Annotated in this window: 20 protein-coding genes; 7 read left to right on the forward strand and 13 right to left on the reverse strand. The window is 64.5% G+C overall.

The window, feature by feature from the left end; genetic code table 11:
• Positions 1-9: 9 nt before the first annotated feature.
• The 9 genes from rplX to C8C94_RS15940 form a co-directional block, all read right to left on the reverse strand.
• Positions 10-330, reverse strand: a complete 321-nt coding sequence (rplX, locus tag C8C94_RS15900) for a 50S ribosomal protein L24 (RefSeq protein ID WP_055395669.1) — start codon at positions 328-330, stop codon at positions 10-12.
• Positions 331-339: 9 nt separating this feature from the next.
• Entirely contained in the window at positions 340-708 is a 369-nt protein-coding gene (gene rplN, locus C8C94_RS15905; RefSeq protein ID WP_007861702.1) for a 50S ribosomal protein L14, read from the reverse strand.
• 195 nt (positions 709-903) lie between these two features.
• On the reverse strand, positions 904-2,496 hold the full coding sequence (locus tag C8C94_RS15910) for a glycerol-3-phosphate dehydrogenase/oxidase (RefSeq protein WP_121422906.1): 1,593 nt from the start codon (positions 2,494-2,496) through the stop codon (positions 904-906).
• 190 nt (positions 2,497-2,686) lie between these two features.
• A complete protein-coding gene (locus tag C8C94_RS15915) occupies positions 2,687-4,420 on the reverse strand; it encodes an ABC transporter substrate-binding protein (RefSeq protein ID WP_121421390.1) in 1,734 nt (577 codons plus the stop codon).
• 135 nt (positions 4,421-4,555) lie between these two features.
• Positions 4,556-4,864: a DUF2160 domain-containing protein gene (locus C8C94_RS15920; RefSeq protein WP_121421391.1), complete on the reverse strand. Its 309-nt coding sequence runs from the start codon at positions 4,862-4,864 to the stop codon at positions 4,556-4,558.
• 12 nt (positions 4,865-4,876) lie between these two features.
• The gene (locus tag C8C94_RS15925; RefSeq protein WP_055395662.1) at positions 4,877-5,689 is read right to left on the reverse strand and encodes a carbohydrate ABC transporter permease; all 813 of its coding nucleotides are present in this window, start codon (positions 5,687-5,689) and stop codon (positions 4,877-4,879) included.
• The gene (locus C8C94_RS15930) at positions 5,682-6,578 is read right to left on the reverse strand and encodes a carbohydrate ABC transporter permease (RefSeq protein ID WP_100408926.1); all 897 of its coding nucleotides are present in this window, start codon (positions 6,576-6,578) and stop codon (positions 5,682-5,684) included. Before C8C94_RS15930 ends, C8C94_RS15925 begins: the two co-directional genes overlap by 8 nt.
• Positions 6,575-7,651, reverse strand: a complete 1,077-nt coding sequence (locus C8C94_RS15935) for an ABC transporter ATP-binding protein (RefSeq protein WP_121422907.1) — start codon at positions 7,649-7,651, stop codon at positions 6,575-6,577. The genes C8C94_RS15930 and C8C94_RS15935 overlap by 4 nt, the downstream gene beginning before the upstream one ends.
• A 1-nt stretch (position 7,652) precedes the next feature.
• Positions 7,653-8,744, reverse strand: coding sequence for an ABC transporter ATP-binding protein (locus tag C8C94_RS15940; RefSeq protein WP_121421392.1), 1,092 nt, complete (start codon positions 8,742-8,744; stop codon positions 7,653-7,655).
• A gap of 191 nt (positions 8,745-8,935) precedes the next feature.
• Between C8C94_RS15940 and C8C94_RS15945 the strand changes: the two genes are divergently transcribed.
• The 3 genes from C8C94_RS15945 to proC all read left to right on the forward strand — a co-directional run bounded on the left by C8C94_RS15945 (position 8,936) and on the right by proC (position 12,391).
• Positions 8,936-9,700, forward strand: a complete 765-nt coding sequence (locus tag C8C94_RS15945; RefSeq protein WP_121422908.1) for a DeoR/GlpR family DNA-binding transcription regulator — start codon at positions 8,936-8,938, stop codon at positions 9,698-9,700.
• Between the two features lie 160 nt (positions 9,701-9,860).
• On the forward strand, positions 9,861-11,354 hold the full coding sequence (gene glpK / locus C8C94_RS15950) for a glycerol kinase GlpK (RefSeq protein ID WP_121421393.1): 1,494 nt from the start codon (positions 9,861-9,863) through the stop codon (positions 11,352-11,354).
• 191 nt (positions 11,355-11,545) lie between these two features.
• Complete coding sequence (gene proC / locus C8C94_RS15955) at positions 11,546-12,391, forward strand: pyrroline-5-carboxylate reductase (RefSeq protein ID WP_121421394.1); 846 nt, start codon at positions 11,546-11,548, stop codon at positions 12,389-12,391.
• Between the two features lie 60 nt (positions 12,392-12,451).
• Here the strand turns inward: proC and ubiA are convergent, their stop codons facing one another.
• Positions 12,452-13,345, reverse strand: coding sequence for a 4-hydroxybenzoate octaprenyltransferase (ubiA, locus tag C8C94_RS15960; protein WP_121421395.1), 894 nt, complete (start codon positions 13,343-13,345; stop codon positions 12,452-12,454).
• A 196-nt stretch (positions 13,346-13,541) separates the two neighbouring features.
• Here ubiA and C8C94_RS15965 point away from each other — a divergent pair, with 196 nt between their 5' ends.
• Genes C8C94_RS15965 through C8C94_RS15980 form a run of 4 tightly spaced genes read left to right on the forward strand, consistent with a single transcriptional unit; the run spans position 13,542 to position 19,663 of the window.
• Entirely contained in the window at positions 13,542-17,021 is a 3,480-nt protein-coding gene (locus C8C94_RS15965) for a response regulator (RefSeq protein WP_121421396.1), read from the forward strand.
• Between the two features lie 8 nt (positions 17,022-17,029).
• The gene (locus C8C94_RS15970; RefSeq protein WP_121421397.1) at positions 17,030-17,866 is read left to right on the forward strand and encodes a protein-glutamate O-methyltransferase CheR; all 837 of its coding nucleotides are present in this window, start codon (positions 17,030-17,032) and stop codon (positions 17,864-17,866) included.
• Positions 17,863-18,486 carry a chemotaxis protein CheB gene (locus tag C8C94_RS15975; RefSeq protein ID WP_056065346.1) on the forward strand — a complete coding sequence of 208 codons (624 nt, stop codon included), beginning with the start codon at positions 17,863-17,865 and terminating at the stop codon, positions 18,484-18,486. Before C8C94_RS15970 ends, C8C94_RS15975 begins: the two co-directional genes overlap by 4 nt.
• A 52-nt stretch (positions 18,487-18,538) precedes the next feature.
• Positions 18,539-19,663, forward strand: a complete 1,125-nt coding sequence (locus C8C94_RS15980) for a response regulator (protein ID WP_121421398.1) — start codon at positions 18,539-18,541, stop codon at positions 19,661-19,663.
• Positions 19,664-19,760: 97 nt separating this feature from the next.
• Here C8C94_RS15980 and C8C94_RS15985 read toward each other — a convergent pair whose 3' ends face one another.
• The 3 genes from C8C94_RS15985 to C8C94_RS15995 form a co-directional block, all read right to left on the reverse strand.
• The gene (locus tag C8C94_RS15985; protein WP_056065339.1) at positions 19,761-20,129 is read right to left on the reverse strand and encodes a response regulator; all 369 of its coding nucleotides are present in this window, start codon (positions 20,127-20,129) and stop codon (positions 19,761-19,763) included.
• A gap of 170 nt (positions 20,130-20,299) precedes the next feature.
• Entirely contained in the window at positions 20,300-20,800 is a 501-nt protein-coding gene (locus tag C8C94_RS15990) for a Dps family protein (protein WP_055395640.1), read from the reverse strand.
• 179 nt (positions 20,801-20,979) lie between these two features.
• Positions 20,980-21,945, reverse strand: a complete 966-nt coding sequence (locus C8C94_RS15995) for a LysR substrate-binding domain-containing protein (RefSeq protein ID WP_121421399.1) — start codon at positions 21,943-21,945, stop codon at positions 20,980-20,982.
• Between the last annotated feature and the right edge of the window lie 11 nt (positions 21,946-21,956).

The following is a 21,956-nucleotide window of genomic DNA, read 5'->3' on the forward strand; positions in this document are numbered from 1 at the left end:
GTTTACCCCTTAGGCCGCCTTGATTTCAGCACCGCTGGACTTGAACACGCGAATGCGCGAACCGTCAGCCTGCACCTTGATGCCCACGCGATCAGCCTTGCCCGTAGCGGCATTGAAGATGGCCACGTTGGACTGATGAATTGGCATGGACTTTTCAACGATGCCGCCCGTCGTACCCTTCATGGGGTTTGGCTTGGCGTGCTTCTTGACCAGGTTGATGCCATCGATGACCACGTAGGAGTCATCCTTGCGCAGCGACACCGTGCCGCGCTTGCCCTTGTCACGGCCGGTCAGCACGATGACTTCGTCGCCCTTGCGAATCTTGTTCATGGCGCGTCCTTAGAGAACTTCAGGAGCCAGAGACACGATCTTCATGAACTTCTCGGTACGCAGTTCACGCGTCACGGGTCCAAAGATACGGGTGCCGATAGGCTCCAACTTTGCATTCAGCAACACTGCGGCGTTGCCATCGAATTTGACGAGCGAACCATCGCCGCGACGAATACCCTTCGCCGTGCGAACCACCACTGCACTGTAAACCTCGCCTTTTTTGACGCGGCCACGTGGAGCGGCTTCTTTGATGCTCACCTTGATGATGTCGCCAACGCTTGCATAGCGACGCTTCGAGCCACCCAGCACCTTGATGCAAAGGACGGACTTGGCGCCGGTATTGTCGGCAACCTCTAACCGAGATTCTGTCTGGATCATTTCAATATTCCCAACTTGCACCAGAAGACAACAGCCCCAGAGAACTTCTCAAGGGCTGCAAATCAGCCAGTCAGTCTTGGGCCCGTCGTCCGCACCGCAAACCATTTGCAGCACTTCCCGCTGGGCAGAAACTTCACGTAGGAAACGCGAAGCCCTCGATTATTGCAAAAGACTTTTACGAAGTCAAGCGCCCCATCAGGCCGGAACCTGCAAATACTGTTGCGCCAGCTCCAAAAAGGCATCCAGGTGGGGGTCGGCACCCAGCTCCGCACGCAGGATGTCAGCGACCGCTGGGGCTAGCTCGATGGCCTTGCGGGCATCGAGGAACAATAACCGGGAGCGGCGGGCCAACACATCCTCTACCGTGCAGGCGTATTCGTAGCGGGCGGCAAAGCGCACCATGGCTTCTGTCAGCCCCCCACCAAGATCGGTCTGCGCACCGGCAATGTCCCGGACAACCGCCGCCTCGCTCCCGTAGGAGTGCAGTCCCTGGGCATCACTGATGCGATGTTGAACAGCCCCTTCAGGGGTTCCCACCAAGGGCAAATGATTGGTCACACCCGACGGTTTTTCCGGCAGCAGGCCCGTGGTGAAGCATTTTTGCAACACATCTTCAGCCATAGCGCGGTAGGTGGTCCATTTGCCTCCCGTCACGGTGATCAGGCCACTGCGACTGGCGAGCACGGTGTGCTCGCGGCTGATTTTCTTGGTGTTGTCACCATCGTCGTCCTGCGGCTTCACCAGCGGGCGCAGGCCCACCCAGATACTCCGGATGTCTTCCACCTTGGGCGCACGGGTGAGGTAGCGCGCCGATTCGTCCAGGATGAACCGGACCTCTTCGCGGAAAGGCTGCGGCTCACGCACGATGTCCTGGCGCGGACTGTCAGTGGTCCCGAGAATGAGCTTTCCCAGCCACGGCACGGCGAAAAGAACCCGGCCATCGGCCGTCTTGGGAACCATCAAGGCATGGTCGGACGGAAGAAACTCCCGATCCACCACGATATGCACCCCCTGGCTGGGCGCCACAATGGGCTTGACGGGGCGGCCTATGGCCTCTCCATCCATCTGGCGCAAGGCATCCACCCATACGCCGGTGGCATTCACAACCGTACGCGCGCGCACGGTGAACTGCTGGCCACTGTCTGCGTCTTCACACACAAAGCCTGCAACCTTGCCAGCTTCGTGAATCAACGACCGCGCAGGGCAGTAGTTGACCACCAGGGCGCCCAGGCTGGCGGCCGTTCGCGCCAAGGCCAAGGCCAGACGGGCGTCATCAAACTGTCCGTCCCAGTACTTGACGCCACCCTTGAGGCCTTCGGGGCGGGCCGTGGGCAGGCACTCCAACGTGCGTGCGCGCCCCATGAATTCGGTGGCGCCCAAGCCCGCCTTCCCTGCCAAAGCGTCGTACATCTTGAGGCCGATACCGTAAAACGGCGTCTCCCAAAAGTGGTATGACGGCATCACAAACGGCAGGGGCTGCGCCAGGTGGGGCGCGTTGTGAAGCAAGGTCGTGCGCTCATGCAACGCCTCGCGCACCAGTGCGATGTTGCCTTGCGCCAGGTAACGAACACCGCCGTGTACCAATTTGGTCGCCCGGGACGAGGTTCCCTTGGCGAAGTCATGCGAGTCCACCAAGACCACGCTGAACCCTCGGGCCGCCGCATCCAGCGCCACCCCCAGGCCTGTAGCCCCACCGCCAATCACAGCCAGGTCATAGTGGTGGGGCTGGGCCAAACGCGCCAAAAGGTCGGCACGCCGTGTGGGAAGGGGAGCAGAGGCAGTAGTCATGGGGTGATTGTCCATGGGCGAAGCAAAAAATAAGGGTTTACCCTTGAATTTTTGTCACTTCGGGGGGAGATCCGGCCCCAGGCCTGCAAGGCACTGGGGACGGTCTTGAATGAAAAGGCAGCCAGAGACCTTGTGAGCCACGGCTGCCTGAAGCATCGTCACAGTAAGCAGGACGGCGGGTTAGACAGGCTTACCGCGCCTTGCCATCCTTCCAGGCCTGCAACAAGGTGCCGTACGCAATCGTCTGGCCCTTTGGCTTCTCGTTGGCCAACTTGGCCCACGGCGCTTGCTTGTCGCTCAGCCACTTGGCGGTGTCGCTCTTGGGGTTGAGCTTGGGAGCGCAATGGGCCATCCCAGCGCGTTCCAGACGGGCCATCACCTGGTCCATCTCGTCGGCCAGCGTGTCCATGGCGCCTTGGGGCGTCTTTTCCCCCGTCACGGCCTGGGCTACGTTCTTCCACCAGAGTTGGGCCAGCTTGGGGTAGTCGGGCACATTGGTGCCAGTGGGCGACCACGCCACGCGGGCAGGGCTGCGGTAGAACTCCACCAGACCACCCAGCTTGGGCGCCATGTCGGTCATGGCCTTGGACTGGATGTCGGACTCGCGGATCGGCGTCAGGCCGACCATGGTCTTCTTCAGCGACGTGGTCTTGGCGGTCACGAACTGGGCGTAGAGCCAGGCGGCAGCGGTCTTGTTGGCGTCGTGATCCTTGAAGAAGGTCCAGCTGCCCACGTCCTGGTAGCCGTTTTGCATGCCTTGCTTCCAGTAGGGGCCGTTCGGGCCGGGCGCCATGCGCCACTTGGGCGTGCCGTCGGCATTCACCACGGGCAGGCCGGGCTTGGTCATGTCGGCCGTGAAGGCGGTGTACCAGAAGATCTGCTGCGCGATCTGGCCCTGGGCAGGCACGGGGCCGGCCTCGCCAAAGGTCATGCCCGTGGCTTCCTTGGGCGCGTATTTCTTCATCCAGTCCACGTACTTGGTGAGGGCGTAGACGGCTGCGGGCGAGTTGGTCGCACCGCCACGGGCCACGCTGGCGCCCACGGGCGTGCACTTGTCGTCGGCCACGCGGATGCCCCATTCGTCGATCGGCAGGCCATTGGGCGCGCCGATATCGGCCGTGCCCGCCATGGACAGCCAGGCATCGGTGAAACGCCAGCCCAGGGATGGGTCCTTCTTGCCGTAGTCCATGTGGCCGTAGATGGGCTTGCCGTCGATGTTCTTCACATCGTTGGTGAAGAACTCAGCGATGTCTTCGTAGGCGCTCCAGTTGAGCGGCACGCCCAGGTCGTAGCCGTACTTGGCCTTGAACTTGTCCTTGATGTCCTTGCGGTCGAACAGATCGGCACGGAACCAGTACAGGTTGGCAAACTGCTGGTCAGGCAGCTGGTACATCTTTCCATCGGGGCCGGTCGTGAACTTGGTACCGATGTAATCCTTGAGGTCGATGCCGGGGTTGGTCCATTCCTTGCCCGCAGCACCCATGTAGTCGGTCAGGTTCAGGATCTTGCCGTAGCGGTAGTGCGTGCCGATCAGGTCCGAGTCCGAGATCCAGCCGTCATAGATGGACTTGCCCGACTGCATGGAGGTCTGCAGCTTCTCGACCACGTCGCCTTCCTGGATCAGGTCGTGCTTGACCCTGATGCCGGTGATTTCCTCGAACGCCTTGGCCAGCGTCTTGGACTCGTATTCGTGGGTGGTGATGGTTTCAGACACCACCGAAATTTCCTTCACGCCCTTGGCCTGGAGTTTTTTGGCTGCGTCGATGAACCACTTCATCTCGGCCATCTGCTGGTCTTTATTCAGCGTGGATGGCTGGAATTCGCTGTCGATCCACTTCTTGGCCTCGGCCTCGCCGGCCCAGGCAGCCTGCCCCATCGCCAGAGCCGCGGCGGCGAAAGCGATCGCCTTGAACTGCATCTTCATTGCTGTCTCCTCTCAGATTGAGACCCCCATTGGTAGACCGGCACCAACCCGGGGGGGAACCAGGCCAGGCCTTCGACACTACAAAAACAATAGCTACAAATGCTTACCCATCAGGCGCAAACGGCCATTTTTTCCTTAACCCTTGCGCATGATCAGCGCCAGCAGCGCCATCGACACCACAAAGCTGATCCAGATCGACGGGTCGCCCTGCAGGCTGAACCACTGGGCCAGCTTGCCGCTGATGCCCACAAAGATCAGGTTCACGTAGGCGGCCGACAGCAGCCCGATAAAAAGCCGGTCGCCGCGCGTGGTCTCCAGGGGCAGGAAACCCTTGCGCATGGTCGTGGGCGACTTGAGTTCCCACACCGCCATGCCCACCAGCATCAGCACGATGCACGTAAAGAACACTGCCACCGGCAGCGTCCAGGCCATCCAGTCAAACATGTCGCTGCCTCCTCAAACCCGGCCCATCGCGAAACCCTTCGCGATGTAGTGCCGCACAAACCAGATCACGATGGCACCCGGCACGATGGTCAGCACACCCGCCGCCGCCAGCGTCGCCCAGTCCATGCCCGAGGCACTCACGGTGCGTGTCATGGTGGCCACGATGGGCTTGGCGTTCACGCTGGTCAGCGTGCGGGCCAGCAGCAGCTCCACCCAGCTGAACATGAAGCAGAAGAACGCCGCCACGCCCACACCGGCCTTGATCAGCGGCAGGAAGATGGTCATGAAAAAGCGCGGAAAGCTGTAGCCATCGATGTAGGCCGTCTCGTCGATCTCGCGCGGGATGCCACTCATGAAACCTTCCAGAATCCACACCGCCAGCGGCACGTTGAACAACAGATGGGCCAGCGCCACGGCAATGTGCGTGTCCATCAGCCCCACGGTGGTGTAGAGCTGGAAGAACGGCAGCAAGAACACGGCCGGGGGTGTCATGCGGTTGGTCAGCAGCCAGAAGAACACATGCTTGTCGCCCATGAACTGGTAACGGCTGAACGCATAGGCCGCGGGCAGCGCCACCGTGAGCGAGATCACCGTGTTGATCGCCACATAGATCAGGCTGTTGATGTAGCCCGAGTACCACGACGCATCGGTGAAGATGGTCTTGTAGTTGGCCCAGGTGAAGTTCTGCGGGAAGAACGAGAAGCTCGACAGGATCTCCTCGTTCGTCTTGAAGCTCATGTTGACCATCCAGTAGATGGGCAACAGCGCGAACAGCAGGTACGCAATCAGGAACAGCGTGCGCTTCTGGAAACGTTTTTCATTCATGGCCGGCTCCTTCGTCGCTGACGGTGCCAACGCGCTGCATCCAGTTGTAGAGGATGAAACACAGCAGCAGGATGATGAAGAAATAGATCAGCGAGAACGCTGCGGCAGGGCCCAGGTCGAACTGGCCGACCGCCTTGGTCGTGAGGTACTGGCTGAGGAACGTGGTCGCATTGCCCGGTCCGCCCCCCGTGAGCACGAAGGGCTCTGTGTAGATCATGAAACTGTCCATGAAGCGCAGCAGCACCGCAATCATCAGCACGCCGCGCATCTTGGGCAGTTGGATGTACCGGAACACCGCGAACTTGCTCGCACCGTCGATGCGGGCTGCCTGGTAATACGCGTCGGGGATGGAGCGCAGCCCGGCAAACGCCAGCAGCGCGACCAGCGGCGTCCAGTGCCACACATCCATCAACAGCACCGTGAGCCACGCCTGCGTGGCGTTGCCGGTGTAGCTGTATTCAATGCCCATCTCCTGCAACATCCGGCCCATCAGGCCAATATCGGCACGGCCATAGATCTGCCAGATGGTGCCCACCACGTTCCAGGGAATCAACAGCGACAGCGCCACCACCACCAGCACGGCGGACGACTTCCAGCCCTGCGCGGGCATGGACAGCGCCAGCAGGATGCCCAGCGGAATCTCCACCGCCAACACAGCCAGCGAGAAGGTGATCTGCCGCCACAAGGCCGCGTGCAGCTCCTCATCGCGCATCACGGCGGCAAACCATTCGGTGCCCACAAACACGCGGCGCTCGGGCGAGATGATGTCCTGCACCGAGTAGTTCACCACTGTCATCAGCGGCAGGATGGCCGAGAAGGCCACGCAGATGATGACCGGCAGAATCAGGAACCAGGCCTTCTGGTTCACGGGCTTGGTCGTCGTGCTCATGCCAAAAGCTCCTCATTCTGGTAGTAGCAGGTGTGCTCACCCAGCACCTGCAGCCACACCGTGTCGCCCGCCGAGGGCAGTCGCGTCTCGGGGCTGAAGCGGGCCTTGAGCGTGTGCTCGCCCACCTTCGCGGTCAACATCAGGTAGGTGCCGATGTCCTGCACTTGCGCCACCGTGCAGGCAATGGCGCCGGGTTGCTCTGCCGATGCCAGCGCCAAATATTCGGGCCGAATACCCACCTGCACCGGGCCCGTTGGCAAAGTACGTCCCACAGGGGCGTGCAGGCGGTGGCCGACGATGCTGAGCTGGCCTGCGTCCACCTGCGCGGGCAAAAAGTTCATGCCTGGGGAGCCAATGAAATGCCCCACAAACACATGCTGGGGCCGCTCGAACAGTGCATCGGCCGAGCCCACCTGCACGGCGCGGCCACGCGTCATGACCACCACCTGGTCCGCAAAGGTCAATGCCTCGACCTGGTCGTGCGTCACGTAGATCAGTGTGAGCTTGAGCTCGTGGTGGATCTGCTTGAGCTTGCGCCGCAGTTGCCACTTGAGGTGCGGGTCGATCACCGTGAGCGGCTCGTCGAACAGCACCGCCGCCACATCGGCGCGCACCAGGCCACGGCCCAGTGAAATCTTCTGTTTCTGGTCTGCTGACAGCCCTGCGGCTCGCAGGTTCAGCTGATGGCTCATCTCCAGCATCTCGGCAATCACGCCCACGCGCTGCTTGATCTGCGACTCGGGCACCTTGCGGTTCTTCAGCGGAAACGCCAGGTTCTCGGCCACCGTCATGGTGTCGTAGATCACCGGGAACTGGAACACCTGCGCAATGTTGCGCTCCTGCGGGCTGGCGCGGGTCACGTCGCGGCCATCAAACAGCACCTTGCCATGCGAGGGCACGAGCAGGCCCGACATGATGTTGAGCATGGTGGTCTTGCCGCAGCCCGAGGGGCCCAGCAACGCATAGGCACCGCCATCCTCGAACTCCATCTTCAGCGGCAGCAGCGCGTAGTCGCTGTCCTGCTGCGGGTTCGGCTTGTACGAATGCGCCAAATCCAGACTGATGCGGGCCATCTCAACGCCCTCCTTGTACAGCGTTCGGGCGCGCGGGCGCCCATGCCAGCCGGCCGTCAGCACCAAACACATAGGCCTGGGCCGGGTCCAGGTGCAGCGTGATGGGCGTGCCCAGTTCAAAGTAATGCACCCCGGTCAACTGCGCCACCAGGTCGCCCCAGGGCGTGGCCGCGTGCACAAAGGTGTCCGAGCCCGAAATTTCGGCCAGCTCGACCACTCCGCCCACGCTGATGTCGCCCGGGCGCGCCACCACGCGCAGCGCACTGGCGCGCACACCCACCGTGAGCCCTGCCGCCGTGGCCACACCTTGGGACAGGGGCACGGCCAGTTCTGCGTCGCCCTCCAAGCGCACACCCCCTGGGACCGCCGATGCGGCAATGAGATTCATGGGCGGGTCGCTGAAGGCACGCGCCACACGCAGCGAGTTGGGCGCATGGAACACCTCGGCCGTGGGGCCGTACTGCAGCAACTGGCCTTCGTCGAGCACAGCGGTGTAGCCGCCGAGCAGCAGGGCCTCGCCCGGCTCGGTGGTGGCATAGACCACGGTGGACTGACCTGCAGCAAACAGCTGGGTCAGTTCTTCGCGCAACTCTTCACGCAGCTTGTAGTCCAGGTTCACCAGCGGTTCGTCCAGCAGCATCAGCGGCGCACCCTTGGCCAAGGCGCGGGCCAGTGCCACGCGCTGCTGCTGCCCACCCGACAGCTCGGCCGGGTAGCGGTCGAGGAACATGTCGATGTGCAGGCGGCTCGCAATTTCGCGCACGCGGGCGTCGATGTTCTTTTCGCCGCGCAGCTTCAGGGGCGACGCAATGTTGGCCGCCACCTTCATGGAGGGATAGTTGATGAACTGCTGGTACACCATGGCCACGTTGCGGTCGCGCACTGGCATGCCGGTCACGTCCACGCCATCCACCATCACGCGCCCGGCCGTGGGCGTATCGAGCCCCGCCATGATGCGCATCAGGCTGGTCTTGCCCGCCTGCGTGGCGCCCAGCAGCACCGTGACGGCGCCGCTGTGCAGCGCCAGGCTCATGTCGTGGAGCCAAGTCTGCGGCCCTACCTTCTTGCTGATGCTGTCCAGTGCCAGCTGCATCACGCAACCTTTCTAATGGCCCCCTGGGGGCTGTGTGGATCTGGCTTTCTGCTGCGCACGCAGCAAAGTGCCTCGTTTTCGATTGCGTTCATTTTTGTTCTTTTTTGATCGTATCGAATCAAGGTTTACCCTTAATGAGTTCCTTTTTGTTCGATTTAAAGTATCTCCACCCCATAAGCCGATTGATTCGCGTGAATACGAACCCCCGACAACTGCTGCTTCTCGAAGAAGTCCGCGCGCGCAAATCCGCCACGGTGGAACAACTGGCAGACACCCTGGGCGTGACCCTGCAGACCGTGCGACGTGACGTGCAGCGCCTGGCCGAGTCCGGCCTGCTCACGCGCTTTCATGGTGGCGTGCGCGTGCCCAGCTCCACGGTGGAAAACCTGGCCCACACCCAGCGCGAGACACTGCACGCCGAAGGCAAGGCCCGCATCGCGCGCGCCGTGGCCGAACAAGTGCCCAACGACTGCTCGCTGATCCTGAACATCGGCACCACGACCGAGGCCATCGCCAAAGCCCTGCTGCACCACCGCGGCCTGCGCGTGATCACCAACAACCTGAACGTGGCCGCCATCCTGAGCGGCAACCCCGAGTGCGAGGTCATCGTGGCCGGCGGCGTGGTGCGCGCCCGCGACCGGGGCATCGTCGGCGAAGCGGCGGTGGACTTCATCCGCCAATTCAAGGTGGACATTGCGCTCATCGGCATCTCGGGCATCGAGCCCGATGGCTCCCTGCGCGACTTCGACTACCGCGAAGTGAAGGTGGCGCAAACCATCATCGAACACGCACGCGAGGTCTGGCTGGCGGCCGACTTCAGCAAGTTCAACCGCCCAGCCATGGTGCAACTGGCCACACTGGCGCAAATCGACCGCCTGTTCACCGACGCGCCGCCGCCTGAGCCCTTCCCGGCCCTGCTGCAAGATGCTGAAGTCATCTGCACGGTAGCTGCATGACAGAAGGCCCTCCCGAGTCGCCTGCGGCGCCTTCCCCCGGTGGGGGACGATGCCCTCGCTGCGGGGAGGCCCTTGCACAGCGTCCGCTGGCCTGGGCCGCGCGCTGATCGACCGCTGTAGACACTACGTGGATTCATACATTTCGGAGCCCCTCGTCACCATGACCTACCTGCTCGCACTCGACCAAGGCACCTCCAGCTCCCGCAGCATCGTTTTCGACGAAGGCGGCCACATCGTGGCGCAAGCCCAGCTGGAGCTGCCGCAGATCTACCCCCAGCCCGGCTGGGTGGAGCACGACCCGCTGGAGATCTGGCGCACCCAGCTCGCCACCGCCCGCGATGCGCTGGCCAAGGCGGGCATTGCGGCCAACGCCGTGCGCGCCGTGGGCATCACCAACCAGCGCGAGACCACGGTGCTATGGAACCGCAAGACAGGCCAGCCCGTGCACCACGCCATCGTCTGGCAGGACCGCCGCGCCGAGCCCGCCTGCGCGCAACTGCGCGAACAAGGCCATGCCGCCACCATCCAGGCCAAGACGGGCCTGCTGGTGGATGCCTACTTCTCGGGCACCAAGCTGCAGTGGCTGCTGGACCATGTGCCCGGCGCCCGCGACGCGGCAGAGCGCGGCGAGCTGGCCTTTGGCACGGTGGACAGCTGGCTGATGTGGAAACTCACCCACGGCAAGGTGCATGTGACAGATGTGAGCAACGCCTCGCGCACCATGCTGTTCAATGTGCACACCAACCAGTGGGACGACGAACTGCTGGCGCTGCTGCGCATTCCCAGGGCGCTGATGCCCGAGGTGCTGCCGTCCAGCGCCCACTTTGGCGACATCGCGGCCGACCTGCTGGGCCACAGCATCCGCATCGGCGGCGTGGCGGGCGACCAGCAAAGCGCGCTGTTCGGCCAGGCCTGCTTCACCGCCGGCATGGCCAAGAACACCTACGGCACGGGCTGCTTCATGCTCATGCACACAGGCGGCACGTTCCAGACATCGCAAAACGGCCTGCTCACCACCAGTGCCGCACAGGCCACGGTGCAGCCGGAGTTCGCCATGGAAGGCAGCGTTTTTGTGGGTGGCGCCGTGGTGCAGTGGCTGCGCGACGGACTGCGTGCCATCTCCACCAGCAACGAAGTCGAATCGCTGGCGCAGAGCGTGCCCGATTCGGGCGGCGTGATGATGGTGCCCGCCTTCACCGGGCTGGGTGCCCCGTACTGGAAACCCGACTCGCGCGGCACCATCACGGGCCTCACACGCGGCACCACGCTGGGCCACATTGCGCGCGCGGCGCTCGAAAGCATTGCCTACCAGAGCGCCGCCCTGCTGCTGGCCATGAGCCGCGACGCCGTGGCCGCTGGCGGCGCACCTGTGAGCGAACTGCGCGTGGACGGCGGCGCCTGCATCAACGACCTGCTGATGCAGTTCCAGGCCGACCTGCTGGGCATTCCGGTGGTACGGCCTGCCGTCATCGAGACCACGGCGCTCGGGGCCGCGTACCTGGCCGGGCTGTCGAGCGGCGTGTACCGCAGCACGGATGAACTCTCGCAGCTGTGGCGCGCCGACCGGCGCTTTGTGCCCACGCTCAGCAGCGCCCGCGCGCAGGAGCTGATGGCGAACTGGGAACACGCCGTTCGCCAAACAGTAGCTGAGTAGCTCCCCCTGAGGCGCTGCGCGCCTTCCCCCTCTCTGCTTCGCTTTGCTGGCGGAGGGAGACGCTCCCAGCGCGGCGGGGCGGCCCTTGCGCGGGAGCACTGGCTTTGGCCACGCCGGTTGCACGAGTCTTCGAGCAACTCATAGGTCTAGCGGCGCTACCATCGGCTCTCCCTTTCCAGCCTGCCCGCAAAATGACCTCCCCCGCTCCAGCCACAGCAAACTCCTCCCTCCCCACCATCGCCTTCATCGGCGGCGGCAACATGGCCAGCGCCATCATCGGCGGGCTGATCCGCCAGGGCCACCCGGCCAGCCAGATCGAGGTGGTCGAACCCTGGGCCGATGCGCGCGCTGCGCTGCAAAAGAACTACGGGATCGAAGCCCAGCCTGAAGCGGGCCCTGCCCTGCAGCGCGCCCGCATCGTGGTGTGGGCCGTCAAGCCCCAGACCTTCCAAGATGCCGCCGCGCAGGCAAAAGCCCACACGCAACAGGCCTTGCACCTGAGCGTGGCCGCCGGCATCCGTTCGGACAGCATCGCCCAGTGGCTGGGCACCGAGCGCGTGGTGCGCACCATGCCCAACACCCCCGCGCTGGTGGGCAAGGGCATGAGCGCGCTGTATGCCCGCCCCGCCGTGGACACCGCCGAGCGTGCGCAGGTCGAGGCCATCATGGCGTCTACGGGCGAGTTCCTGTGGGTCGATACGGAAAAGCAGCTCGACGCCGTGACCGCCCTCTCGGGCTCGGGCCCAGCGTATGTGTTCTATTTCCTCGAAGCCATGACCCGTGCGGGCACCGGCATGGGCCTTACCGAGCAGCAGGCGCACCAGCTGGCCGTGGGCACCTTTGTGGGCGCGTCCGAACTGGCACGCCGCTCCGACGAGCCCCCGGCCGTGCTGCGCCAGCGCGTCACGTCCAAGGGCGGCACCACCTACGCTGCGCTGCAGTCCATGGAAGCAGCAGGCGTGGCCGCCAGCTTTGAGGCGGCCATGCGTGCCGCCGAGCACCGCGCCCACGAACTGGGCAATGAATTCGGCGCGTGAGCCTCTGAATTTCTAAGATTTTTTGGCTTCCAGCGCTTATCCATCAAGCGCCAGCAGCTATCAATTTGTGAGTAATTGCCGTAGCAGATAGCTGCCCGCAATGCCGGCAAACACCGTGGCGCCCAGCCAGTGGTTGACGCGGAACGCCTTGAAACACCCTTCGCGCGAGCGGGTCCGGATCAGCGTAAAGTGCCACAGCACCTGCGCCAGCGCAACGGCAATTGCTATATAAAATATAGCATTCAGTGCATATGGATAAAGCGCTAGGGCCCAAATAGACAAAAAAAGCAGATAGAACGCCACGATGGCCGGCACATCCCAGCGCCCCAGCGTGATGGCCGAGGTCTTGATGCCGATCTTGAGGTCGTCATCCCGGTCCACCATGGCGTATTCGGTGTCGTAGGCCAGCACCCAGAACAGGTTGCCCAGCCACATCCACCAGGCCACGGCGGGCACGCTGCCCTGCACGGCGGCAAAGGCGATGACGATGCCGAAATTGAACGCAATGCCCAGCACGGCCTGGGGCATGGAAATGATGCGTTTGGTGAACGGGTAGGCAATGGCCACCAGCACGGCGGGCACCGACCAGGCGATGGCGGCGGTGTTGGTGGTGAGCACCAGGCCAAACGACACCAGCGCCAGCACCGCGCCCAGGCTCAGCGCCTCTTTCACCGACACCGCACCGGTCGTGACGGGCCGCTGCGCCGTGCGTTTGACGTGTTTGTCAAAGTCGCGGTCGGCCACGTCGTTCACGCAGCAGCCTGCGCTGCGCATGAGGAAGGTGCCCAGCACAAACACCACCAGCAGGTGCCAGCCCGGAAAGCCGTCGGCTGCAATCCACAGCGCGCTCAGCGTCGGCCACAGGCACACCAGCCAGCCGGCGGGGCGGTCCCAGCGGATCAGGTCGAGATAGAGCGAAAAACGGCTGCGGGGGGAAACAGGGGACGACGACATGATGGGACCATTACAAGAGCAGGCTCCGCAGCAAGACGCTGCGGCGGGTGGCGGGCCACGGGCGCACAGAATGTAGCAGCAGCGCCGCGACTGGGGCACGCATCACCGGGGCCAGGTAACCGCCCCAGCGCGCGCAAAAAACCCGTTAAAGTCTCCGCTCGTTCCCCCAACGCACCGCCCCCTGGGGCACCAACGCATGCCCCATACATCGACCTCCCAGGCCGCCACGCGTTTTGCTGTCCCCCGCGGAATGCTGGTGGGATTTGTGATTGCTGCCCTCGCCACGGTGCTGATCGCGCTGGTGAACTTCCGCACCGCCCAGGTGCGCGCGCACGCTGTGGAAGCCATGGACGAGACCACGGTAACCATGCGCCACCTCAACCTGTTCGTGTCTTCGCTGAAAGACGCCGAGACCGGGCAACGCGGCTATCTGCTGACGGGGGACGACACCTATCTGCAGCCCTACAACCTGTCCCTGGGCGCCATGGAGCGCAACATGGCGCGCCTCAAGGAGCTGACGGACGACAGCGCCGTGCAGCGCCGCCTCGTCGTACAGATCGACGACCTGCGCCACGAAAAACTGCGCGAGCTGGGCGAGACCATTGAACTGCGCCGCTCGAAGGGCCAGGAAGCCGCCGTGGCCGTGACCCGCAGTGATGCCGGCCGGGTGCTGATGGACCGCATCCGCGACCTGGCGTCGGACCTGTCCACACTGCTGAACCAGCAGCTGGAAAACGAACGCAAGCAATGGGTGGAGGCGGCGGCCATGTCCACCTACTACTCCTGGGGCGGATCGTTCGTGCTGCTGGTGCTCATCTGCCTGTCGGCCGCCGCCAATGCGCGGGAGTACCGCCTCAAGGCCCAGCAGTCGTGGGTGGCGGCCGGCCTCAACGGGCTGAGCCAGCGCATCCAGGGCGACCACCGGCTGGAGGACCTGGGCCAGCTCACGCTCGAATACTTGGCGCAATACCTGCGCGCGGCCGTGGGGGCAGGCTATGTGGCCGACTGCAACGGCGCGCTCACCCTGTTTGGTGGCTACGCCCTGCCCCGCGAACGGCTGGAGCAGCGCCTGCTGCCCGGCGAAGGCCTGGTGGGCCAGGTCGCGCGCTCGCGCCAGATGCTGCATGTGCGCGATGTGCCCGCCGGGCACCTGATGGTGTCGTCCAGCACCGGCCAGTCCGCACCGACCGAGCTGCTGCTGGCGCCCGCCATCGAGAACGGCGAAGTGTTTGCCGTGATCGAACTGGGCTTTCATCGCCCGCTGACCGAGCCTGAGCGCACCCTGATGGAACGCGCCTCGGGCATTCTGGCGGTGGCGATCCGCGCTGGGATTGACCGCAACCGCCTGGAAGCCTTGCTGGAAGAAACCCAGCGCCAGTCCGAAGAGCTGCAGACCCAGCAGGAAGAGCTGCGTGTGAGCAACGAGGAGCTGGAGCAGCAAAGCCGCATCCTGCAAGAGTCGCAGGCCCAGATGGAGGTGCAGCAGACCGAGCTGGAGCAGACCAACGCCCACCTGGAGGCGCAGACCCAGCAGCTGGAATACCAGCGCGAACAACTGCTGCGCGCCCAAAGCGCCATGACGGACAAGGCCCGCGAACTGGAGCTGGCCAGCCAGTACAAGAGCGAGTTCCTGGCCAACATGAGCCACGAGCTGCGCACACCGCTCAACTCCACCCTGATCCTGGCCAAGCTGCTGTCCGACAACAAGCCGGGCAACCTGAGCGCCGAGCAGGTGAAGTACGCGCAGACCATCTACGCGGCGGGCAACGACCTGCTGGCACTCATCAACGACATCCTCGACCTGTCCAAGATCGAGGCTGGCCAGGCCACCGTGTCGGTGGAAACGGTGACGCTGTCCAAGGCACTGCAAACCCTGATCGACCCGCTGCGCCCGCTGGCGCAAGAGAAGGGCTTGACGCTCACGGCCACCGTCGCGCCCGACGCACCCGCCACGCTGGACACCGACCCGCAGCGCCTGGGGCAGGTGCTCAAGAACCTGCTGTCCAACGCGCTCAAGTTCACCGAGAAAGGCTCGGTGGCGCTGCATGTGTCGCGCAACCCGGACGACACGCTGTCGTTTGCCGTCAAGGACACCGGCATCGGCATTCCGGCGCACCAGCAGGAGCTGATTTTCGAAGCCTTCCGCCAGGCCGATGGCAGCACCCACCGCAAGTACGGCGGCACGGGCCTGGGCCTGTCGATCTCGCGCGATCTGGCGCAGCTGCTGGGAGGCTCCATCCACGTGCACAGCACGCCGGGGGAAGGCAGCGTCTTCACGCTGGTCCTGCCCCAGAAGCTGGTGCCTTCGTCGCCTGAAGCTGCGCCGGAAGCGCCGCTGGCGGCGCCTGCGCCAGCCCACGCGACGGCACCGGTCGTCGCATCGGTTCCTTCGGCCCCCGCGTTGCCATCCGTGGCGGCCCCCACCGCACCCGTAGCCCCGCGCCGCGCGAGCGCGCGCAGCATTCTGGTGATTGAGGACGACGTGCGCTTTGCGCAGATCCTGAGCGACCTGGCCGGTGAGATGGACTTCGACTGCCACCTGGCCCACAACGCGGCCGACGGCCTGGCCTACGCAATGCACAGCCTGCCCAGCGCCATCGTGCTGGACGTGAACCTGCCCGACTTCTCGGGCCTGGGCGTGCTCGACCAGCTCAAGCGCAACCCGGCCACGCGCCACATTCCGGTGCACGTGGTCTCGGTGGCCGACTACTCGCAAGAGGCCTTGGGCCGGGGCGCCGTAGGCTACGCCCTCAAGCCCGTCAAGCGCGACGAACTGGTGCATGCCCTGCAGCGGCTGGAAGCCAAGTTCACCCAGAACCTGCGGCGCGTGCTGGTGGTGGAAGACGACGAACGCCAGCGCGAGAGCGTGCGCCACCTGCTCACCAACGACGACGTGGAGATCGTGGGCGCAGGCACGGCGGCCGAGGCGCTGGCGCACCTGCGCGGCTCCACCTTTGACTGCATGGTGATGGACCTGAACCTGCCCGACCTGAGCGGCTACGAATTGCTGCAGCAGATGACGGAGCAGGACGGCGTCTCCTTCCCGCCCGTCATCGTGTACACAGGCCGCGCCCTGTCGCGCGACGAGGAGCAGCAACTGCGCCGGTTCTCCAAGTCCATCATCATCAAGGACGCGCGCTCGCCCGAGCGGCTGCTGGATGAAGTCACGCTGTTCCTGCACCAGGTGGAGTCCGAACTGTCGGCCGAACACCGCCAGATGCTGCAGGTGGCCCGTAACCGCGAGACCGCCTTGGAAGGCCGCAACGTGCTGGTGGTGGAAGACGATGTGCGCAACGTGTTTGCGCTCTCGAGCATCCTGGAGCCCACCGGCATCCGTGTGGAGATTGCACGCAACGGCCTGGAGGCCCTGCAGGCGCTGGAGCGCGCCGGCAGCGGCGGCAGCGGCGGCAGCGGCGGCAGCGGCGGCAGCGGCGGCCAGCCTGCCATCGACCTGGTGCTGATGGACATCATGATGCCGGAGATGGACGGCTACACCGCCATGCGTGAGATCCGCAGCCGCCCCGAGTGGCGCCGCCTGCCCATCATCGCGCTGACGGCCAAGGCCATGAAGGACGATCAGGAAAAATGCCTGGCCGCCGGGGCCAATGACTACATCGCCAAACCGCTGGACGTGGAGAAGCTGCTGTCCCTGGTGCGGGTGTGGATGCCCAAGTAGGCCCCGCCATGCCCCATCGCAAGGCCCGCACCGCCGACATCGAGCAGCGCCTGCTGATCGATGCCATCTACCACCGCTACCACTACGACTTCAGGGGCTACGCACAGGCGTCGCTCAAGCGGCGGCTGGCGTCGGCGTTGGTGCAGTTTGACTGCAAGACGCTGTCGCAGCTGCAGGACCGCGTGCTGCACGAGCCCGCCGTGTTCCCTGCGCTGCTCGAATACCTCACCGTGCAGGTAAGCGACATGTTCCGCGACCCCAGCTACTTCCAGGCGCTGCGCCAGGAGGTGGTGCCACTGCTGCGCACCTACCCGTCGCTCAAGGTCTGGGTGGCCGGGTGCAGCGCGGGAGAAGAGGTGTATTCGCTGGCCGTCCTGCTGCAGGAAGAAGGCCTGCTGGACCGCACGCTGATCTACGCCACGGACATCAACCCGCACGCGTTGCGCGCGGCAGAGTCTGGAGTGTTCGACGTGTCGCGGGTGGCGGCTTTTACCGAGAACCATGCGCGCTCCGGCGCCCGCAGCTCGTTGTCGGACTACTACGCTGCCGGCTATGGCCGCGTGGTGTTCGACAAGGGCTTGCGCGAGCACATGGTGTTCTCTGACCACAGCCTGGCCACCGACAGCGTGTTTGCCGAGGTCCATCTGGTGTCCTGCCGCAATGTGCTCATCTACTTCGAGCGCGACCTGCAAGACCGCGCCCTGGGGCTGTTCCGCGAGTCGCTGTGCCATCGGGGGTTTCTGGGTCTGGGGTCCAAGGAGTCTCTGCGGTTTTCAGCGCACACCGATGCCTTCGAGGACTTTGTGAAGGAAGACCGCATTTACCGCAAAAAGGCCGGGCTGTGAGCACCACCGACCTCGCGCCCAGACCAGCACCTTCCGGGGGCTACGCAGCCATCGTGGTGGGCGGTTCCTCGGGCGGTATCGACGCCTTGCTGGAACTGCTGCCCGCGCTGCCCGCCACGCTGCAGGCGGCTGTGCTAGTGGTGCTGCACCTGCCCCGGGACCGGCGCAGCCTGCTGGTAGATATTTTTCAGCCCCGCTGCGCAATGCCGATGCGCGAGGCTCAGGACAAGGATGCCATCACTCTGGGCTCGGTGAGCTTTGCGCCACCGGACTACCACCTACTGGTCGATGCTGGGCCCCAAGGCCCGCATGTGGGGCTGTCGGTAGACCCTCCCCTGCATTTTTCCCGCCCCTCCATCGACGTGCTGTTCGAATCGGCGGCAGACCACTACGGCCCCCGGCTGGTGGGCGTCCTGCTGTCGGGCGCCAATGAAGACGGTGTGCACGGCCTGCAAGCCATTCAGGCGGGGGGCGGCCTCACCATCGTGCAAGACCCCGCCAGCGCCAGCATGCCCACCATGCCGCAGGCGGCCATCGCGGCCTTGGCGGTTGACCACATCCTGCCCCCTGAAGGCATTGCCAGGCTGCTGGTGGACCTGCACCGCCGCCAGCAGCTTTGATACGGGCATATGCGTCCTTCCTTGAGAACCCCATCCACCCTCCCCACCGCCCATGCCCCAGACCGACCGCACCAAATGCCTGCTCGTTGACGATGTCGAGGAAAACCTGATCGCCCTGGAGGCGCTGCTGCAACGCGACGGGCTGGACATCCTCAAAGCCCAGTCGGGCCCCGAGGCCCTGGAACTGCTGCTGACGCATGACGACGTGGCCCTGGCCTTGCTGGATGTGCAAATGCCCGAGATGAACGGCTTCGAGCTGGCGGAACTGATCCGGGGCAGCGAGCGCACCCGGCACATTCCGCTCATCTTCATGACGGCGGGCTCACGCGAGCAGAACTGGCAGTTCCGGGGGTACGAGAGCGGGGCGGTGGACTTTCTCTACAAACCCATCGACCCGCACATGCTCACCAACAAGGCGAGCGTGTTCTTTGAGCTGCACCGGCGCAAGCAGGCGCTGGCGCACGAGCTGCGCGCGCGCACTGAGGCCTTGCGCATCAACGAAATGTTCATGGCAGTGCTGAGCCACGACCTGCGCACACCGCTGCAGTCCATCGTCGCGGCGGCCACCGTGCTCAAGCGCCAGCCGCCCCCCGACAAGGCGGTACTCATGGCCGACCGGGTGCTGGGCGCCAGCCAGCGCATGGGCCACATGATCGAAGACCTGCTGGACGTGACCCGCATTCGCCAGGCGGGCGGGCTGGCGCTGCAGCTGGGCTCCACCCACATGCAGGCGCTGGTGCAGCGCACGCTGGATGAGATGGCCACCAGCCACCCGGAACGCTACATCGGGTCCACCCTGCAAGGCGACCTGGCCGGCACCTGGGATGCCGAACGCCTGTGTCAGGTGATCACCAACCTGGTTGGCAACGCCCTGCACCACGGCAGAGTCGACCACCCTGTGCAGATTGCAGTGGACGGTACCAGCACTGAGGAGGTGAGCATCACGGTGTCCAACGGCGGCACCATTCCCCCTGTGCTGCTGCCGCATTTGTTCGACCCGTTCCGCAGTGGAGAGCGTGAGCCCGGCCGCCACCAAGGGCTGGGGCTGGGGCTCTTCATTGCGCACCAGATCGTGCGGGCCCACCATGGAACCATCGAGGCCCAGTCACGGGACGATGTCACGACCTTTCGGGTGAGGCTGCCGCGCCACTCGCCAGTACGCAGCCCCCGCAATTGACTGCGCGCAGCCCAGCACTACAGCGCAGGTCCCCACGACCAGGCGGGTGGCGTGATGAAGTAAAGGATGAACAGCGAGCGATCGGCGCTATCAAGCCTCAGCCGGCGGCTGAAGCCAGCGCTGTATGGATGGACTCGAGCAAATGCTCCAGTTCTTCCAGCTCAAAAGGTTTGAGCAATGCGCGCACGTTGGGCCCCCAACTGCGCGGGTGGCTACCCAGCTCGTAGCCGGAGCACAGCACCACCCACCGCTGCGGATCATCCGCCAGCAGCTGGCGGGCCAGTTCCGTGCCCGAAAGGCCGGGCAGGCTGACATCGGTCACCACCACATCAAAGACGTCCCCAGCATCCAGAGCCAGCGCCTCCTCGGCAGTGGCGCAGGGCGTGACCGTCCGGCCTTCACCTTCCATAAGCATGCCGATGGTCTCGCGCAGCTCCGGGTTGTCTTCAACGTACAGGATTCGCATACATCAGAGGGGATTGATACGCCATGCCGCCCTGCGAAGAAGGGAGCATGACCAAAACACGCATCATGCGCAGGCGATGGAACTGCGCCATGTAGGACAAGGCGCTCTTCTTCGCTGTGCTGCAGTGTTCTGCGCCCCTCGGGTAATGCGCGTGGAAGCTGCGAACCCTTTTACTCTTCGAGCAGCGAGCGCAGCATCCACGCCGTCTGCTCGTGCACCGTGAGGCGCTGCGTCAGCAGGTCGGCCGTGGGCTCGTCGCTGGCCTTGTCGGCCAGGGGGAACAGGCTGCGCGCGGTGCGGGCCACGGCCTCATGGCCTTCGACCAGCACGCGCACCATCTCCAGTGCCTTGGGCGGCTTGGCGGGCGCATCGGGCACCGTGGCCAGCTTGCCGAATTCGGCATAGGAGCCCGGCGCCACATGGCCCAGCGAGCGGATGCGCTCGGCAATCGGGTCCACGGCATTCCACAGCTCGGTGTACTGCGCCATGAACATGGTGTGCAGCGTGTTGAACATGGGGCCCGTCACGTTCCAGTGGAAGTTGTGGGTGGTGAGGTACAGCGTGTAGGTGTCGGCCAGCAGGCGCGACAGGCCCTGGGCGATGGCAGCGCGGTCCTTGTCGCTGATGCCGATGTTGATGGTGGGGGCGGTGGTCTTGGAGGCCTTGGCCATGTCATTGCTCCTGAAGTGAAGATGGATTCGACAGCAGATGCCCGCCGACCCGTCGGGCCTGGAGGCATCGCACCAAAAACACTGTAGCGCAAGGCCATGACCAGCGAGCCTGACCTGCGTCAGAGCCACACCACGGCAGCAGGACATCGCCCGCCAGCGCGGCACAGGCCAGGCCTGCCTTACGACAGCCGCTTGACCCCCGGCAGCTCGCAGGCATACACCGCGTTGCGCAATGACGCAATGGCTTCATACCGGGTAAAGCTGCGCCGCCATGCCAGCACCACGCGGCGCATGGGTGGCGGGCCGCCGTCTTCTTCGCGGATGGGCAGGTAGCGGATATAGCTTTCGTCGCTCTTGCGGCGGCGTGACACGGTGAGCAGCGCATCGCGCGGCACCGAAAGGCGCGGCACCAGCGTCACGCCCATGCCTGCGGCCACCATGTGCTTGATGGTTTCGAGCGAAGAGCCTTCAAACGACTTGCGGATGCCCTCGGCATTGCTCGCAAAGCGCGCAAATTCGGGGCAGACCTCCAGCACATGGTCGCGAAAACAATGGCCCGCACCCAGCAGCAGCATGGTCTCGCTCTTGAGTTCGGCCGCCGTCACAGACTTCTTCGCCGCCAGCGGGTGCGTGCTGGGCACGGCCGCCATGAAGGGCTCGTCATACAGCGGCGCCATGGCCAGGCCCGTGTCGGGGAAAGGTTCGGCCAAGATGGCGCAGTCGATCTCGCCGGTACGCAGCATCTCCAGCAGCTTGACGGTGAAGTTCTCCTGCAGCATCAGCGGCATCTGCGGCGTGCGCGTGATGGACTGGCGCACCAGCTCGGGCAGCAGATAGGGCCCGATGGTGTAGATGACCCCCAGGGTGAGCGGCCCCGCCAGCGGGTCCTTGCCGCGCTTGGCAATCTCCTTGATGGCCGCCGCCTGCTCCAGCACGCTCTGCGCCTGGCGCACGATCTCTTCGCCCAGCGGCGTCACCGAAACCTCACCCGCGCTGCGCTCGAAGAGCTTCACATCCAGCTCTTCTTCCAGCTTCTTGATGGCCACCGACAGTGTGGGCTGCGACACGTAGCAGGCATCGGCCGCATGACCAAAGTGCTTCTCCCGCGCTACGGCAACGATGTACTTGAGTTCGGTGAGGGTCATGGTGTGTTCCA

Origin of the sequence: Acidovorax sp. 94, assembly GCF_003634645.1 — a bacterium.
GTDB lineage: Bacteria > Pseudomonadota > Gammaproteobacteria > Burkholderiales > Burkholderiaceae_C > Acidovorax > Acidovorax facilis.